The sequence below is a fragment of the Novosphingobium decolorationis genome (assembly GCF_018417475.1).
Classification (GTDB): Bacteria; Pseudomonadota; Alphaproteobacteria; order Sphingomonadales; family Sphingomonadaceae; genus Novosphingobium; species Novosphingobium decolorationis.
On the sequence record NZ_CP054856.1, the window covers coordinates 3576356 to 3592648 of the forward strand.

A 16293-nucleotide genomic window follows, 5' to 3' on the forward strand; every position below is an offset into this window, starting at 1 on the left:
GCCGCGCGGAGAATGAATGAAGCATAACAGTCTCCCTCTAGCGATCCAATCTGACTCTCAGCCTCCGCGCCCTTTCCCTGAAGGCTTCCTCGCCTCCCTCCAGGATGTCGCACACCGCCTTGCGGATCTCGGCGTTCTCCAGCCCCCCGGCCTTGTAGGTGATCGGCGGAAGACCGCCTGCCGCATGTGGCCCGGCGTCCGCGACGATGATCTGATCGGCATCGGTATTGATGACAAGGTTGGCGTTGTGGGTGACCATGATCACCTGCCGCTTGGCCTTGGCCGAAATGAATAGAGCGACCAGCTCCTCGAACACCGATTTCGGGTCCAGGTTTTCTTCCGGCTGATCGATGATGAGCGGGCGATCGTCCGCATCGTCGAGCGCCAGATAGAGGAGAAGCAGCACAATGCCTCTCGTGCCGGGAGAGAGTTTGCGGATGTCGATGCCGTCATAGACAATCTCGTAGCGCACCGAGATGTGGTCCGTGGCGAAGAGCCAATGTGCGAACCGCTTCAGCCAGGCGCGGAATTCAGCCTGCTGGTTCTGCGCGTACGGCGCGTGGCCAATCAGGTCTCTCATATACTGGGCGATGAAACCAGCCATCGCCGTTTGTACGTCCGCGGCCGATCCCGTCTCCCAGGCGGGCCGCAAGGTCGCGTCCGCAAGCGCGATCAGCGAGCCGCGTCCCTGGAACGGTCCAGCCTTGCGCCGATCGAGGAGATTTTCCTCAGCCACCGTGCCCCAGCTGGCGACGTCGACGATGCGTCGGACCGAGAAGCCGAGTTTGCGTAGAGTGCCGGTCGAAGACGAAAGGCGCGCCATCAGAGGCGCGTACAGATCAGCGAGCGCGGTCTGCTCGCTGACGATCGCCTGGAAAACCCGGCCATAAGCGGCATCGCGCTCGGTTTGGAGGTCTTTTCGCCGCGCGGCCGCGCCCTGGGCATCGGTCAACCGTGTCTGCAGGTTTTGGAGCGCCGCGTTCTCTAGCGCGATCCGCTGCGACAGGGTGGCATACTGATTGCGGACGATGTTGTCGGCGCTGACCAGCGCTTCAAGGCGCGTCATCTCCGCCAGCAGCGTGTTGAGCGGCAGCTTCGTCAGGTCCGCCGTGTCCGGGAAGACGGGCGTTGTGGGGAGCGCCGGCGGAAGGGGAAGGCCCGTGAGCGTGGCGATCTGCTGATCGGCCCATGTCACGTAGTTGGCGAGGCTGGTGTCGACGTTGCCCTTGTAGATCAGCAGGAATTCATCCCACTGCTGCGCGCTCAGGCCGCTTTGTTGATGCCGTTCCTTGGCCTGGCGCAGGAGTTCAGGCGCCTTTGTGGCCCGCGTGCTGGCCACTTCATCCTGCAGTGCGACGAAGGTGCGCCGCTGATTGGCATAGGCCTGTATCGTACCACGCAGCGCTTGAACGGCCTGACCAAGCTGGGCGTGCCGAGCCGCCTGCGCTTCGGTGCCCTTGACGACGAGCTTGGCCAGATCCTGAGTGTAACTCTTGATCTGGCCGTCCTTCTGGGTGACCTGCAGCGACAGGCTCGCGATCGAAGCCTCCTTCTCGATTTCCGTGGCGACGCGATCAGATATGTCCGCGATCGCGTCCGCCTCCCGTTCCCGGGCCTGCTGGAAGCGGGCGGTCCGAAACTCACGCAGTTCTGCAAAATCGATCGCGCCATCACGAGCGTCTTGAGGGTGGGCCTCGAAAATCACGCGTTCGATTTCCGCAATCAGGCCGTCAGAGACGCCAGCGGAAGAGCAAAGCTCTTCGACGAATTGTTGCGACAGATAACGCGCACGGGGAAAGGCCAAATGGCCGTTAGCATCGCGGCCGTCCAGGAACCGCGTGACGGTGGCGCCGCCCGCCCATGCCAAGGTAGCGGACGCATTGCCGAGAAGCTTGCGGGCCCGCACGAGGAAGGACGGACTGATATTCTCGTTGGCTTTCCATGCCGCCGGCGTGATCGCGTCGCAACCGGCGGCGATCACGTCGGCGAGCGCGGTCTTGCCAGAGCCGCGCGCGCCGATGATCGCCACCAGACCGGGATTGAGTGGAATCGACGGCGTTGGAGCCCAAGCGGCATCGGCCAGCGAAACGTGCGAGATGACTTGTGAGGGCATCGCCGTGCGCGGCGGCTCGGCCGCGACATGAGCGCGCCCCTCGGGATCGATGCAGGCTTGGCGCAGGGCGTCGAATTCGAGCCCGCCCTTGATCCACGAATATCGATCTTCGACGGGCTGTCCCACGGTCTGCTGATCATGCGCATCGCTACCGTGAAGGCAGGGCTTGCAGCCGCCGTAGCGCTCGCGGAGCTGATCGAGCGTCACACCCCGGCGTCCACACCAAAATTCACGCTGGGCGGGACTACTCGAGAAAATGATATGGGCGAACTTCTCGATTTCCTGACGCATTGTGGCGTCGGCAGCCTGCCGCAAGCCAGACGTCCCGTCACCAGCCGCGCCGGCAACCGCGATCAGGATATTCGCTTTCGCCCAGTCGCTCTCTCGCATGACGCGACGAAGCTGATCGAAATTCACCTTGAATTGCGTCGCGCCGTGAGCGAGCGCGGCACGGTCATCGATGATGGTCGTGTCGGCCTTCTTGCCCAGCGAAATCAGGTCCTGGCGCGTGCAGTTGAAGGTATCGCCATGCGCCTGAAACTGAAGACGCTGCAGAATGCGGTGCAGCTCCTCAATGTGTTTGGGGTCGTCGGGGCTGACCAGAAGGTGCAGGTTGACGAAGCCGGTCTTGGCCGCGACGTCGAGGCGGAGCTCGACGTTCGGGAAAATGAGTTGGACCTTGGGCAGGCGGCCCGCCGTCTTGTGCTTCAGCACTTCCTCATATGTGTCCGTCAGATAGTAGTCCGTGACTGCAATTGCCTCGATCTTCGGCGTGACGGTTTCGAGGGACGTGAGATAGGTCTCCCACGGGGTGCCCCCGCCGAACTGATTGTTCAGGACGGTTCCCGGGGCGTGAATATGTGGCTCCCAGCGCCGCCATTCGGATCCGCGACCGATCATTCTTCCTCCTTTGTCCCGGTCGTTGTCCGCCTTGACGGCCGTGCTCCCGGTTGATGTGTTCGAGCCCAATGATGATGTGCCGAGACCGCGCATGCCTCGGCCCGGTGCAGTAATGTAAAAGGTCTATCGACTTACGCGAAAATCCCAACCCAGTTCGTTTCGCTGATCATTCAGGCCATCGGAGTAATTGTGAAGGACATCTCCGATTTGGTGCTCGTCGAGAGCGCATGGATTCTCCAGGGCCGTCTGATCCCAACCGACGTTCCAGATCGTCAGCAGTTCGGGTTTCTCGCTCCAGCGCGGCAGGAAGAACGTGATCGCCATCAGGGTAGGGAATTGACGGAGAATGCCGACCCGTGTCTGGTGGCCCGCCAGATTGCTTTTGCCGTCGAACTCCGGAAGCGACAGAATTTGCTCCCCGGGTTGGCCGAGTGCGATCTGCCACAGCTCGCCGCTTACACAGCTTTCCGCCGGTGGCCCGGCGTGGAAGAAAACGGGCAGAAGGCCGGACGGGCCTTGCGCGATGCTGCTAAGGCGACCGAGATCGACGACAAGCACGGTCGGGCCGTACTCGATCTGACCGGGCTTGATGTTGTTGCTGATCTTCTGGATCGTGTCGTCGATCCGCCCGACGGAACCTGCATTGGGCAGGTGGCCCGATATCTCTAGTGGCTTGCCGAAGTGGATTCCTGGTTGGCGCGCGCGTCCGTCCAGCTCGGCCGCAACCTCCAACGCCTCGTGACCGATCTCCTTGTGACGCCGCAGCGGTTCGGCGATTTCCAGGGCCTTGACCTCGAAATAGAGTTTGCCGGCGCTGTGCGAGTAGCGGAAATCCGGGCGCTTCGCGTTGTGGCCCCCGGTGCCGGGCGTGCGCTCCAAAACAACGCCGCGATCCTTCATCGCCAGATAGAAGGATGCTTCGGAGTAGGCCTCATAGGCCTGCGCCATCTGGACATGGTCTTCGGGGCCTGTCACCGCCTTGAGCTTGGCGCGCAGCTCCCGATCCAGGGATGCGAGCGTCGCGTCGGCTGCCGCGTCGGCAACGATCCTTTCGACCTGATCCCGCGTCATCATCATGATGGGGACCGAAAGCGTCAGGCCGGAGAGCAGCTGTGATACGCGGATGAATTCGTCGATCGATGTGGTCGCCATGTCTGACCTCACGCGCGCCGCAGCATCCGCTCGACGCGGACGCGATGGTAGCCATTCGCATGCACCTGCTGACGCAACTGGCTGAGGTCGTGGACGCCGAAAGCCACGGCGGCTTTGATCGGGCTCGCGAAGGTGGCGTAATAGGTCCAGCGCGCATTCTCAGGCAGGGCGGCGTTCTGGCGGCGGTCGGTGATGACGACGTCGCGCGGATCGCTGGTGTTGCGGAAGGCGTGGAAGGTGAACCAATCCGGTCGCCGATAGCGCGCGGCCTTCATGAAGGGCACCGACTGAACCTTGACGTCGCCCTGGTCGAGCAACCAACCGCGTTGCTCCAGGATCTGCCGCACCATATGGCCGATCATCTGCTTGATTCGATCCGCCAGCACTTCCTCCCGGAAAGCTTCGAGAAGTTGCTCTTCGATCCCCTCGACGGCGGGCTTGCTCAGCTCCGATGCGGTCTCGAGGCGGGCGACATTTTCGGGCCGGGTCAGGAAGGACCAAAGTTGTTGGCCGAGTTCGGACTCCGAGAGCGATGCGAACTTTTCGGGGTTATAGACATACATGGCCGACACTCCAATTTAGGCAAATATGCCCGGTCATAAACATCCGGTCAAGATTGCTCGACGTGGCAATCTCCGGAACTTGAAAACTGTCAGAAAACCGCGTATATTTCTGACAGGAGTTTGATGATGCAACGATTGCCCGAGCAGATTCTGTCGCACGCGGAAGGCCTGCCTGAGGGTGCGCCGATATCCGCCAAGGGCTTGCTGCACCTTGGCAATAGGGCAGCCGTCGACCAGGCGCTGTCGCGCCTAGTGGAGCGGGGCCGCTTGATGCGCGCTGGTCGCGGCGTTTATCTGCGCCCGATTTCCAGCCGGTTCGGCACGAGGTCCCCCTCGGTCGAGCAAGCCGTCGAAGCGCTGGCCAGTCAGCGCGGCGAAGTCATCGTGCCCAGCGGGGCGGCGGCTGCAAACACGCTGGGGCTCACGACACAGGTGCCGGTGAGATCGGTTTATCTGACGTCGGGTCGCAGCCGCACGATGAGCTTGGGAAAGCAAATCGTTGAGCTTCGCCACGCGCCGCGCTGGCAGCTTGCCCTAGCCAATCGACCGGCTGGCGAGGCTGTGCGGGCTCTGGCGTGGCTCGGTCCAGACAAGGCGGAGGCAGCGCTTCAGGCTTTGAAGCGCAAGCTGCCATCGACGACATTCCAGGAGTTGGTGGCGGTAGCACCCCAGCTTCCGACATGGCTTGCGCGCAGCGTCGGAAAGGCCGCGCATGGCTGATGTGTTCCTCAACCTTTCGGCGTCGGATCGCCGTGACGTGCTTGGTATTGCCGCTGACAAATCGGGACGGCCCGCCCATCTCCTCGAAAAGGATGCCTGGGTCGTTTGGGCGCTGGCAGCGCTCTATGCCACCTCGCTGGGTGAGCACCTCGTCTTTAAAGGCGGCACGTCGCTGTCGAAGGCCTACGGCGTCATCCGGCGTTTTTCGGAGGACGTCGATCTCACCTACGATATCCGCGCGATCGCCCCCGATCTCGTCGGCGAGAACGGCGAAGCGTTGCCGAAATCGCGCAGTGAGGAGAAGCGTTGGTCGAGCGAGGTGCGAAAACGGCTTCCTGAATGGGTATTGGGATCGGTCCAGCCTGCGATCGCCGGCGCTTTGGCGAAAGAGAAGCTGGCGGCAACCGTTCGCGCGGAGGGTGAGAAGCTCTTCATCGATTATGAGGCGACCACTACAGGGACGGGTTATGTCGCGCCAAGCGTCATGCTCGAATTCGGCGCACGCTCGACCGGCGACCCGGCAAGCGAGCGCGATGTCGCCTGCGATGCGTCCGGCTTGGTTGATGATGTGGTCTTTCCCACGGCCCGCCCTCGGGTGATGCACGCTGAGCGAACCTTCTGGGAAAAGGCCACCGCGATTCATGTCTTCTGCCTGCAAGAGCGTTTGCGTGGCGAGCGCTTCGCCCGTCATTGGCATGATGTGGTGCGACTGGACGAGGCTGGTCTTGCCGCGAGTGCCTTCGCCGATCGCGATCTGGCGGACGCTGTCGCGCGCCACAAGACGATGTTCTTCGCCGAAAAAGGGGCCGATCGTGAGTTGATCGACTATGGGGCCGCGGTCCATGGCGGCCTGCGCCTGGTGCCGGCGGGGGAAGCGCTCCAGGCGCTTGGCGACGACTACGCCCGGATGGTGGAGGACGGTCTGCTGCTCGACGACGCCGAAACTTTCGAGGCGTTGATGGCGCGTTGCGCCGACATGGCCGAGCGGGCCAACCGCGATAGAGAATAACGAGGGGGGACGGACGTGTGCGCATATCACGCATAAAGATCAGCAATTTCGCCAATTTCTCGGATATCGAGGTCGAGACTGGCGAGAGCATCGTCATTGTCGGCGAAAACAAGGTCGGCAAGAGCAACTTCATTCGCGCCCTACAATTGATCCTGGATCCGGGCCTGTCGGAACGCGACCGCCAGCTCGGGTTCGAACATTTCTGGGATGGGCTGGGCGAAGACAAGCTCGGCGAGACCATCGCAATCTCAGTCGATCTGACGGATTTTACCGACGATCCGCGATTGATGGCGCATCTCAATGACTGTGTGGTCGATCCGGGGCCACCGATGGTCGCGCGTCTGACGTACCGTTTTCAGCCCAAGGCAAATCTCGGCCGCGAGCCTGAGAGCCTGGCCGACTACGAATATATCATTTTCGGCGGCGACGATCCCGATATGTCGATCGGCTCAACCTTCCGCCGGATGCTGCCGCTCGATGTCCAGGTCGCGCTGCGCGATGCCGAGAAGGACCTGTCGAGCTGGCGGAACTCGCCGTTGAGGCCTCTCATCGAGCAACTGGCGACCTCGCTGGATGAAGACGCGCGCGACGAGATCCAGGAGCAGGTCAACGAGGCGCAAGCCGAGCTTGCTGGCCATGCCGAGGTGGTCGCCACCGCGCAGCGCATCAGTGAGCGGCTGATCGCTATTGCGGGCGAACAGCATGCCGTTCCGCTCACGCTTGGTCTTGCACCAACCCGCGTCGATGCTTTGCTGCGCAGCCTGCGGCTGCTGATCGATAATGGCGCGCGCGGCATTGGCGACGCCAGTCTTGGCACCGCGAATCTGATCTTCTTGGCGTTGAAGAGCCTTGAGCTCGATCGTCTGGTCACGGATGGCGAGCGCGACCATACGTTCTTTGTGGTCGAAGAGCCCGAAGCACACCTCCACCCGCATATACAGCGGCTCGTCTACCGGTACTTCCTCGGCGGAGCTGGGGACGGAGAGGAAGAGACTCCGCCGCTCACAACCATCCTTACGACGCACTCGCCGCATATTGCGAGCGTGACCCCGATCCGCTCGATCGTCCTGCTCCGACATGACGCCGGTGAGGAGGCGACGACCGCCGTATCCACGGCCACGGCACCCCTGACGGCACGCGATGAGGCGGACCTACAGCGCTACATTGATGTCAGCCGCGGGGAGATTTTCTTCGCGCGAGGCGTGATCCTCGTCGAGGGGGATGCCGAGCGGTTCCTTATCCCTGCATTTGCCGAGGCCTTGGACATCCCCCTCGATATGCTCGGCATCACCGTATGCTCCGTGAGTGGCACAAACTTCACACCCTACGTGAAGTTGTTGGGGCCGCAGGGACTCAATATCCCGCATGTCATTCTGACCGACCGGGATCCAAATGGTGCAAACCCGCCGCTGGTGCGCCGACGGCTGATCAATGTGCTGCGGCTGGTCGAGAATGGCGTGAGCTACACGCCATTAGACGCCGACGCTGTAATCGCGCGCGCCGAACCGTTCGGCTACTTCGTCAACAGCAATACGCTTGAGCCGGAGCTCTTCACCGGCGGCCTTGCCGAAGCGATGCAGGAAGTCATCGGGGAGGAGCTATCGATCAATCAGAACACTCAGGATCTGATCCAGGGCTGGGTTGACGATACCGATACGCTTGATGAGGAGCGGTTAATCAAGCTCATCGAGCGGATCGGCAAAGGGCGCTTCGCTCAGGCGCTGGCGCCACACGTCGATGAAGATACGTGCCCGGACTACATCCGGCAGGCGCTGGAGCATATTCGCGATGCCCTTGCGTAATGTCAGCGCCGCATATCTCGCCCAAGCGGCTGATCTGGCCAGCAACCCTGGGCAGCAAGCAGCCTATGACTCGACGGGACACTGCGTCGTGCTCGCGGGCCCGGGCAGCGGCAAAACCAAGACGCTGGTGCTCAAGCTCGCCCGGATCATGGCTGAGGACGTGCGCGCGCCGCGCGGTGCCGCCTGCATCACGTATAGCCAGGAATGCGCGCGCGAGCTGACGCGTCGGCTGGAGCGGCTTGGCCTGCGGGAGGCGCCGAACCTCTTCATCGGCACCGTTCATGGCTTTTGCCTGAGGCATCTGCTGATGCCTTATGGTCGTCTTGCCGATCTTCCGGTGCCGTTCCCGCTTGCCGTTGCCACACAGCGGCAGAGCGATCAGGCGATGCGGCGGATCGGCGACAGGCTCTTTGGCGCAGGCCATCCCTATAAGTCGATGGACCTCGGCCGCCATCGGCGATCGATCCTCGATCGAGCGTCGGAAGAGTGGACGGCTGAGGAGGAGCTTGCGGCGTGGGCGGACAGCTATGAAGCCGAGCTGCGGCGAACCGGTCTCGTCGATTTCGATGATCTTGTGATCTTCGGCCAGCGGCTGGTGTCGGAGCACGATTGGGTGTTGCCGCTTCTGCAGGCGAAGTTTCCTGTGCTAGCGGTCGATGAATATCAGGACCTGGGCGTGGCGCTGCACCGCATCGTCAAGCGCATGGCGTGCGACGGAGGCGTCCGACTGTTCGCCGTCGGCGACCCCGATCAATCCATCTACGGTTTCACCGGCGCAGATGGGGCTTTGTTGCAGGAATTGGCCGAGCGCGACGATGTCGAGCGCGTGCAGCTTCAGCTGAACTACCGTTCAGCCTCAAGCATCGTCAGCGCGTCGGAAATGGCCTTGGGCGAGGTTCGCGGCTACCAGTCGAACGACCCGGACCGGCAAGCTATTATCGCGATGGTCGAATGCGACGATGGCCTGGAGGGGCAGGCAGCGCATGCGATCGCCGAGATCATTCCAGCGGCGCTAGCGGCCAAGCCCGGCAGGGCGCTCGGCGACATCGCGATCCTCTATCGAGACTATCGCGCCGGCGACGTCGTCGCCGACGCTGTCGCGGCTGCGGGCCTCGACTTTGTGCGGGTCGACACCGCGGCGCCTTATCGCAAGGTCGCGCTCACAAGCTGGATTGAGGATTGCGCCGCGTGGTGCGCGGGCGGCTGGCGGGAGGCGCGGCCCCAGCTGCGTGGTCTGCTGGATCGCTGGATCGGCTTTCATCGTGCTCGGATATCGGAGGCGGACGCCAGCGTGGAGCTGCAAAGCCTCACCCGGCTTCTATGGTCCCTCAGAGTGGAGGATGGGCTCGCCCGCGATTTTGTCGCGTCCTTGCGCGCCGGAATGCTCGATGCGCTGATCGCGGGAGAACCAAGTCTGGCAGATCAGGCCGAACAGGTCGAACGCATGTCGACGGCGCTCGCGGTCGGCGGGGCGCTCGCCGATCTCGACCTCGCAAGCCTCGGCGGTCGCGATGGGTCGCCGCTTCACCTCAACCTTCTGACGCTGCATTCCGCCAAAGGCTGCGAGTACGACGTGGTCATCATGGTGGGGCTCGACCTCGGCAGCCTTCCTTGGCGCAACGAACTTCCTGCGGCGCGGCGGGAAAGCCGCCGCCTGTTCTACGTGGGTCTGACGCGCGCCCGCGATGAAATTCACATGCTGTATTCCGGTTATGTCGATACGGGCCGCGGGAGAATGCATTGGGGACGCTCACCCTTCCTGAACGAGCTTGAAGCGCGCATGGAGGAGGCCGAGGGCGACTAATTATGCTGTCATTTCGCGAAGCACAGACGGTCGAAGACCTGGCCGATCTTTTCTATGACTTCCTCCCGGGAAGTGGAAACAACAAGACGGCCTTTCCTATTGCGGCGGCCCAAGCCGGTATCGCGGACCTTTGGATTCCGGGGAGCAAGAGGCCGGCGATCGTCCAGCTCCTGACGTCCACGCTCGAGCGGCGGCGCTCGAATTTCACGAAGTTGATAATCGCGATCGTCCGGCAAGCGATGACCTACCGGCGCGGCAAGGGAAACCCTCTAACCCGCGCGGAAATCGATCGCCTGAACAGCCTTCTTCCCGGCGTTGAGTTCAAAATACCCGAACTGCTTGACCCAGGATTCCTCAACAGCTTCGCTCAGCCGAAGACGGAGGATCCGCCAGCGCAGTCGGCCGGGACGCTGAGCGCTGTCAAAGCGCAGGAACTGGCGACGCATCTCATCGAGATCACGCAGCTGGATCCGCAAACGAGGGGACTTCGCTTCGAGGGCTTCCTGAATGAGCTCTTCGCCGGATTTGGGCTGGCGCCGCGCGGTTCCTTCCGGCTGGTAGGTGAACAGATTGATGGCAGCTTTAAGCTGCATGGGCAGACCTACTTGGTCGAGGCCAAATGGCATGGTCCGCAGATTGGCTTCGCGGATTTGATGACGTTCTCTGGCAAGGTTGCGGGCAAGGCATCCTGGTCACGGGGGCTGTTCGTTAGCAATTCGGGATCCACCGCCGATGGTCTGGAAGCGTTTTCGCGTGGGCGGCAAACGAACCTAATCTGCGCTGACGGGCTTGATCTCTATGAGGTCCTATCCCGAAAAGTGTCGCTAATCGATGTTCTGGATGAGAAAACCCGTCGCGCGGCCGAGACCAATCGTCCGTTCATCGCCGTTCGCGATCTCAATCTTCCCGGTGGCTGAATAGGGGCGCTCTTTCGCTAGCGTAGCCTGCTAACTGGTCATATGCTATACCGGTCCGACGGTACCTTGCGAATGCACGCCTAACGCCATCTACCCGACCGCTGAGGGATGTGTTGCCTGATCGACCTCGATAGATGTCGAAACCATGCAAAAAAATTTCCGAGCGATTTTCTCTTTAAAATCAACACCGTAACTTTTTGACGGCCCGCGCGTCGGATTTTTTGGCGTCGAATGGGAAAAAATGTTGTTAAATCAATGGTCTATGTGTGGATTGAACAATGGAGTGGGAATGATCGGCAAGGCCGGGCCTGCGCGTTGAAGCGCTTGGGCTTGCCACCGACGACAATTACGAAAAAGGCCGCCGCTGCAGGTTCGCAGCGGCGGCCTTTTTCGTTGGGAGGCAGGGAAGGAGGGAGCTCAGGCCATCGTCGCTTCGCGGCGGCGCTTCCAGGCGGTCACCGCAAAGGTCGCGACGAGCGTGCCCAGGCCGACCGTGGCGATGAGCGTGCCCATCGGGCGCGGGGTGCCGTCGGCCATCCAGCCCAGGAGGGCGGTGGCAAAGACGCCGCTGCCGAATTGCATCGCGCCCACCAGCGCCGAGGTGGCGCCGGCGCGCTCGGGATGGGCGTCCATGGCACCGGCCACGATGTTGGCGATGAAGATGCCGTTGCCCGACATGAACAGGAGAAGCGCGATGACAAGGCCGGGAAGGCCGCCAAGGTCCGTATAGGTCGTCGCCAGCGTTGCCAGGCTCGCCGCGCCGATGAGGAGCGCGCCCATGCGTGCCATGCGCTCGCTGCCCAGGCGCATCACGAGGCGCGAGTTGGCAAAGCCGAGCGCCATCTGCCCGAAGATGCCAAGCGAGAACAGCAGTCCATAGGCCCGCGCATCGACGTTGTAGTATTCGATATAGGCGAAGGGTGATCCGCCGACATAGGTGTATATCCCGGCGTAATAGAACCCGCCCGCAATCCCGTAACCCAGCACCACGGGATCCTTGAGCAGCGTCCAGTAAACCCCGAAGGAACGGGCGAGCGGTGTGTGGTTGCGGCGCTCGGTCGGGAGCGTTTCGGGCAGGCGCAGTACGGCCAGGAACATGGCCGCGCTCACCGCCACGAGCAGCCAGAAGGAGAGGTGCCACGATCCAAAGCGCAGCAGTTGCCCGCCGATCAGCGGCCCCAGCAGCGGCGCCACGCCCATGATGAGCATCAGGATCGAGAGCATCTGTGCGGCCTTGTCGCGGCTGTGCAGGTCGCGCACCATGGCGCGGGCGAGCACGGGCCCCGCGCAGGCACCAAGGGCCTGGACCACGCGCCAGCCCAGGAGCTGGGGGAGCGTATCCGCAAGCGCGCAACCCGCCGATCCCACCATGAACAGGGCAAGCCCGGCCAAGACTGGGCCGCGCCGTCCAAGCCGGTCGCCGATCGGCCCCCACAGGATCTGCCCCAGGCTGAAGCCGATGAGGAAAGTGGAGAGGGTCAGCTCCACCCCGCGTCCGAACTCGCCCTTCATGTCGGGAAGGGCGGGCAGGTAGATGTCGGTGGACAGCGAGGCAAAGGCCATGAGCCCGGCCAGCGTGGCCGTGATCGCGGCGCCGGAGGGGCGGTGAGGCGCGGTAGCCGCAGCGGTGGACTTGGGGGAATCGGGGCGCATGATGGGCAGATAGGGCTTGAGCCCCCTGTTTGTTAAGTCCGCCGCTCTTTCACCGCAACGTTGAGATCACTTCATTTTGCGCGCTCGCGCGCGGGGGGTAGGCGGGTGGAAATTCGCAGGTGACCTTGTTGGTGTGCGGCGAGGGTAAAGCCGCCTTCGATTGTGAGGTGAATTCTTCTCATCGCGCCGTGTACCGGGCTGGGGCGACGTCAGGGGAACCGCAGGCGCCGCCCACGTCTTGGAAAACCTGTGTGCACGGACGCCGCCGTGTCCCGAAACTCTCTCAGCAATTGGAAAGACACAGATCCATGAACGTGAACTATGACTTCGCCGGCAAGGTCGCCCTCGTGACGGGCGCGGGTATGGGCATGGGCTACGCCACCGCCAAGGCCTTCGCCGCTGCGGGCGCGCGTGTCGTCGTCTCCGACGTAAGCGCCGAGCTGGCCGAGAAGGTCGCTGCGGAACTCGTCGAGGGCGGGACCGAAGCCATCGCCGTGACGTGCGATGTCGCCAACGACGATGCCGTCGCAGCCCTCGTCGCCAAGACCGTGGAAACCTGGGGGCAGCTCGACTTTGCCTACAACAACGCCGGTGTGCAGCCGACCCCGGCTGAGATGGCCGACCAGACGGTCGCCGAATTCGACCGCGTGACCGACATCAACCAGCGCGGCGTGTGGTCGTGCATGCGCCACGAACTGGCCCAGATGCGCAAGCAGGGCCACGGCGCGATCGTCAACTGCTCCTCGGTCGGCGGTCTCATCGGCGGCAAGGCGCTGGGCATCTACTACGGCTCGAAGCACGCGGTCCTGGGCCTCACCAAGAGCGCGGCGATGGACTATGCCGCGCAGGGCATCCGCGTGAACGCGGTGTGCCCGGGCACGATCAACACGCCGATGGTCGCCAAGATGCTCAACGAGCAGCCCGAGGCGATGGACGAATTCATGAAGCTGCAGGTCATCGGCCGCCTTGGCGAAGCCGAGGAGATCGCCCAGGCCGTGCTGTGGCTGTGCAGCGACGGCGCCAGCTTCGTGATCGGGACCGCGCTGACTGTCGACGGCGGCTTCTCGATCAACTGAGCCTTTCACGCTCCCACTTCGCGCAGGCGGCGCCCGCTCCCGGTACCTGAGGGCCCCGCCTGCGTTTTTCCGATGCCGTCTGCGGCCTCCTCCTCCCATCGTTCGCAGGCGGCATCGGGATCCTCCTTCATCACACCGCATTGCGGTCCCGCCTGCCCGGCGGGCGGGGCTGCCGACAGGAGACAGCCCGATGAACTGGACAACCGACGAACTCGAGGCTCTTGCCGCCTCGGACGACTTTCGCATCGCCCCCTACCGCGAAGACGGCGCAACGCCCGGCACGCTGACCTTCATCTGGTCGGTGGCGGTGGACGGCGCGCTCTATGTGCGCGCCTATAGCGGTACCCGTTCGCGCTGGTACCAGGCCGCGCTGCGCGAGAAGGCCGGGCGCATCACCGCGGCGGGCATGGACCGCAGGGTTGCCTTCACCCCGGTGGACGAGCCCGCCGAGCAGGACCGCATCGATGCGGCCTACCGCGCCAAGTACGGCGCCAGCAGCTACCTGGGCTCCATGATTTCCGAGCGCGCCCGCGCCGCCACGATGCGCGTCACGCCCACGGCCGACTGAGGCCAGCTACAGCAATCCGACTGGGGGTGGGGAGACTTCCGAAGACAATCCCAACCAAGGAGACCCTGAAATGCAGGACATGCTCAAAGGCAAGACCGCCATCGTCACCGGTGCCAGCAAGGGCATCGGCCGCGCCATCGCCGAACTCTTCGCCGAGGAGGGCGCGAACGTCGTGCTCACTGCGCGCCACCAGGACGCGCTCGAAGAGGCGGTCGAGGCGATCCGCACGGCGGGCGGCACGGCCATGGGGACGATCGCGGATTCGTCCGATCCCGAGGCCCCCACGCGTGTTTTTGCGGAGGCCATTGCCGCCTACGGCCAGGTCGACATTATGGTGAACAACGCCGGGACCGGCGATATGGTCGCCGTCGAGGAGTGCTCTGATGAGCACTGGGCCAAGGTCATGGAACTGAACCTGACCGGCGTCTTTCGCTACTGCCGCGAGGCGGTCAAGCACATGATGGAGCGCAACGAAGGGCGCATCATCAACGTCTCCTCGGTCAATGGTGCGCTGCCGATCTGCGGCGTGGCCTATACCTCGACCAAGGGCGGAGTGAACATCATGACCAAGAACATCGCGATCCGTCTCTCGGGCACGAAGATCCGCTGCAACGCGATTGCGCCGGGCGTGACCGACACCGAGGCGGCGGCGGCCTGGGCGGCGGGGGAGCAGGAAGGTGGCGACACCATGCTCGAGTTCTCGGACAAGTATACCAATACGACCGTGCCGATGACCGAGGCGCGCGACCAGGCCTATGCCGCGCTCTATCTCGCCAGCGAGATGGGCAAGGCGGTGACCGGCCAGGTCCTCACCGTCGACAACGGTGCCTTCCTCTGACCTCTCCTGTCCCTGGACACGAAAAAGCCCCGCATCTCGACCTGAGATGCGGGGCTTTTCTTTATGCATGGGGGGCTGGGCGTCAGGTCAGCCGGCGAAGACCGGGAACATGCTCGCATCGCCGTAGTCCTTGATGCGTTCCATGGTCTTGAGCGTCTCCATGTCCTCGGCCGAGATCGCGAAATCGACCTGGGCGTTCGATTCGATGTGCGCCTTGGTGGCCGACTTGGGCAGCGGCAGCAGGCCCAGCTGCAGCGCGTAGCGAATGCACAGCTGCGGGATCGAGACGTTGTACTTGCCCGCAAGCTCGCCGATCTTCGCGTTGTCGAGGATCTTGCCGTGGGCGACGGGGGAGTACGCCTCGACGAGGATATCCTGCGACTGGGTATATTCGATCAGATCGAAGGGCGTGTTGCTGACATGGGCGAGGACCTGGTTGACCATAGGCTTGACGGTGCCGTTCTCGATCAGGTTCTCCAGGTCGACCTTCTCGAAGTTCGAAACGCCGATGGCGCGCAGCTTGCCCGCCTTGTAGGCCTCTTCCATCGCGCTCCAGGCGGCGAGATTGCCTTCGAAGAAGTGCTCGCCCTTGCGGAATTCGCCCCAGGGCTGCGGTGCGTGGATCAGCAGCATGTCGATGTAGTCGAGGCCGAGCGCTTCGAGCGAGCCCTCGATGGCCGCCTTGGCGCCTTCGTAGTCCTTGATGCCCGCTTCCAGCTTGGTGGTGACGAACAGTTCCTTGCGATCAACGCCGCAGGTGCGGATGCCTTCGCCCACGCCCTTTTCGTTCGCGTAGGCCTGCGCGGTGTCGAAGTGGCGGTAGCCGATCTCGACCGCATCGCGCACGACCTGTGCGACCTTGTCGTCCTCGATCATCCAGGTGCCAAGGCCCAGCTTGGGAACAGTGATCTCGTTGGCGAGGGTATAGGTTTCGGTGGTGATCATGGTCTCTCCTGATCTTTCTTTCCGGCCAGCCCCAGACATTGGCGCGCCTTCGGGGCGCGGCCGGGGAGCAAGGCATTTGCAACTGGAGCCAAGGTAGGAAGCAGGGGGCGTTTGGACTAGGTCCCTGCGATTGGACGATGTGCTGAGTAGAATTCACCGCCCCTGGTGAGGAACTTTGCCAGTACGCCCTTGTTGATGTCGGATCGGCACCGGCGATTGGTCATGCATGAATG

At 63.1% G+C, this 16293-nt stretch carries 13 protein-coding genes; 8 read left to right on the forward strand and 5 right to left on the reverse strand.

The window, feature by feature from the left end:
• Window positions 1-37 precede the first annotated feature (37 nt).
• From HT578_RS16630 to HT578_RS16640, 3 genes are all read right to left on the reverse strand, one after another.
• Entirely contained in the window at window positions 38-3013 is a 2976-nt protein-coding gene (locus HT578_RS16630) for a TrlF family AAA-like ATPase (RefSeq protein WP_213500761.1), read from the reverse strand.
• Between the two features lie 123 nt (window positions 3014-3136).
• A complete protein-coding gene (locus tag HT578_RS16635) occupies window positions 3137-4165 on the reverse strand; it encodes a hypothetical protein (protein ID WP_213500762.1) in 1029 nt (342 codons plus the stop codon).
• A gap of 8 nt (window positions 4166-4173) precedes the next feature.
• Window positions 4174-4728: a hypothetical protein gene (locus HT578_RS16640; protein WP_151689069.1), complete on the reverse strand. Its 555-nt coding sequence runs from the start codon at window positions 4726-4728 to the stop codon at window positions 4174-4176.
• Between the two features lie 126 nt (window positions 4729-4854).
• On the opposite strand from HT578_RS16640, the gene HT578_RS16645 reads away from it, so the two are divergent.
• From HT578_RS16645 to HT578_RS16665, 5 genes are read left to right on the forward strand one after another with little or no spacing between them, the layout of a single operon-like run.
• Window positions 4855-5448: a DUF6088 family protein gene (locus HT578_RS16645; protein ID WP_213504417.1), complete on the forward strand. Its 594-nt coding sequence runs from the start codon at window positions 4855-4857 to the stop codon at window positions 5446-5448.
• Window positions 5441-6457 (forward strand): nucleotidyl transferase AbiEii/AbiGii toxin family protein, encoded by a 1017-nt coding sequence (locus HT578_RS16650; protein WP_213500763.1) that lies wholly within the window; start codon window positions 5441-5443, stop codon window positions 6455-6457. The genes HT578_RS16645 and HT578_RS16650 overlap by 8 nt, the downstream gene beginning before the upstream one ends.
• 17 nt (window positions 6458-6474) lie before the next feature.
• Window positions 6475-8259 (forward strand): ATP-dependent nuclease, encoded by a 1785-nt coding sequence (locus HT578_RS16655; protein WP_213500764.1) that lies wholly within the window; start codon window positions 6475-6477, stop codon window positions 8257-8259.
• The gene (locus tag HT578_RS16660) at window positions 8246-10063 is read left to right on the forward strand and encodes an ATP-dependent helicase (RefSeq protein ID WP_213500765.1); all 1818 of its coding nucleotides are present in this window, start codon (window positions 8246-8248) and stop codon (window positions 10061-10063) included. The genes HT578_RS16655 and HT578_RS16660 overlap by 14 nt, the downstream gene beginning before the upstream one ends.
• A 2-nt stretch (window positions 10064-10065) precedes the next feature.
• On the forward strand, window positions 10066-10980 hold the full coding sequence (locus HT578_RS16665) for a restriction endonuclease (protein ID WP_239026326.1): 915 nt from the start codon (window positions 10066-10068) through the stop codon (window positions 10978-10980).
• A 417-nt stretch (window positions 10981-11397) separates the two neighbouring features.
• Here the strand turns inward: HT578_RS16665 and HT578_RS16670 are convergent, their stop codons facing one another.
• Complete coding sequence (locus HT578_RS16670; protein WP_213500766.1) at window positions 11398-12633, reverse strand: multidrug effflux MFS transporter; 1236 nt, start codon at window positions 12631-12633, stop codon at window positions 11398-11400.
• 308 nt (window positions 12634-12941) lie between these two features.
• Between HT578_RS16670 and HT578_RS16675 the strand changes: the two genes are divergently transcribed.
• The 3 genes from HT578_RS16675 (at window position 12942) to HT578_RS16685 (ending at window position 15115) form a co-directional block, all read left to right on the forward strand.
• Window positions 12942-13709 (forward strand): glucose 1-dehydrogenase, encoded by a 768-nt coding sequence (locus tag HT578_RS16675; RefSeq protein WP_213500767.1) that lies wholly within the window; start codon window positions 12942-12944, stop codon window positions 13707-13709.
• Window positions 13710-13899: 190 nt separating this feature from the next.
• Window positions 13900-14277 (forward strand): DUF2255 family protein, encoded by a 378-nt coding sequence (locus HT578_RS16680; RefSeq protein ID WP_213500768.1) that lies wholly within the window; start codon window positions 13900-13902, stop codon window positions 14275-14277.
• Between the two features lie 70 nt (window positions 14278-14347).
• Window positions 14348-15115, forward strand: coding sequence for an SDR family NAD(P)-dependent oxidoreductase (locus HT578_RS16685; RefSeq protein ID WP_213500769.1), 768 nt, complete (start codon window positions 14348-14350; stop codon window positions 15113-15115).
• An 87-nt stretch (window positions 15116-15202) separates the two neighbouring features.
• Here HT578_RS16685 and HT578_RS16690 read toward each other — a convergent pair whose 3' ends face one another.
• Complete coding sequence (locus HT578_RS16690; RefSeq protein WP_213500770.1) at window positions 15203-16060, reverse strand: aldo/keto reductase; 858 nt, start codon at window positions 16058-16060, stop codon at window positions 15203-15205.
• Between the last annotated feature and the right edge of the window lie 233 nt (window positions 16061-16293).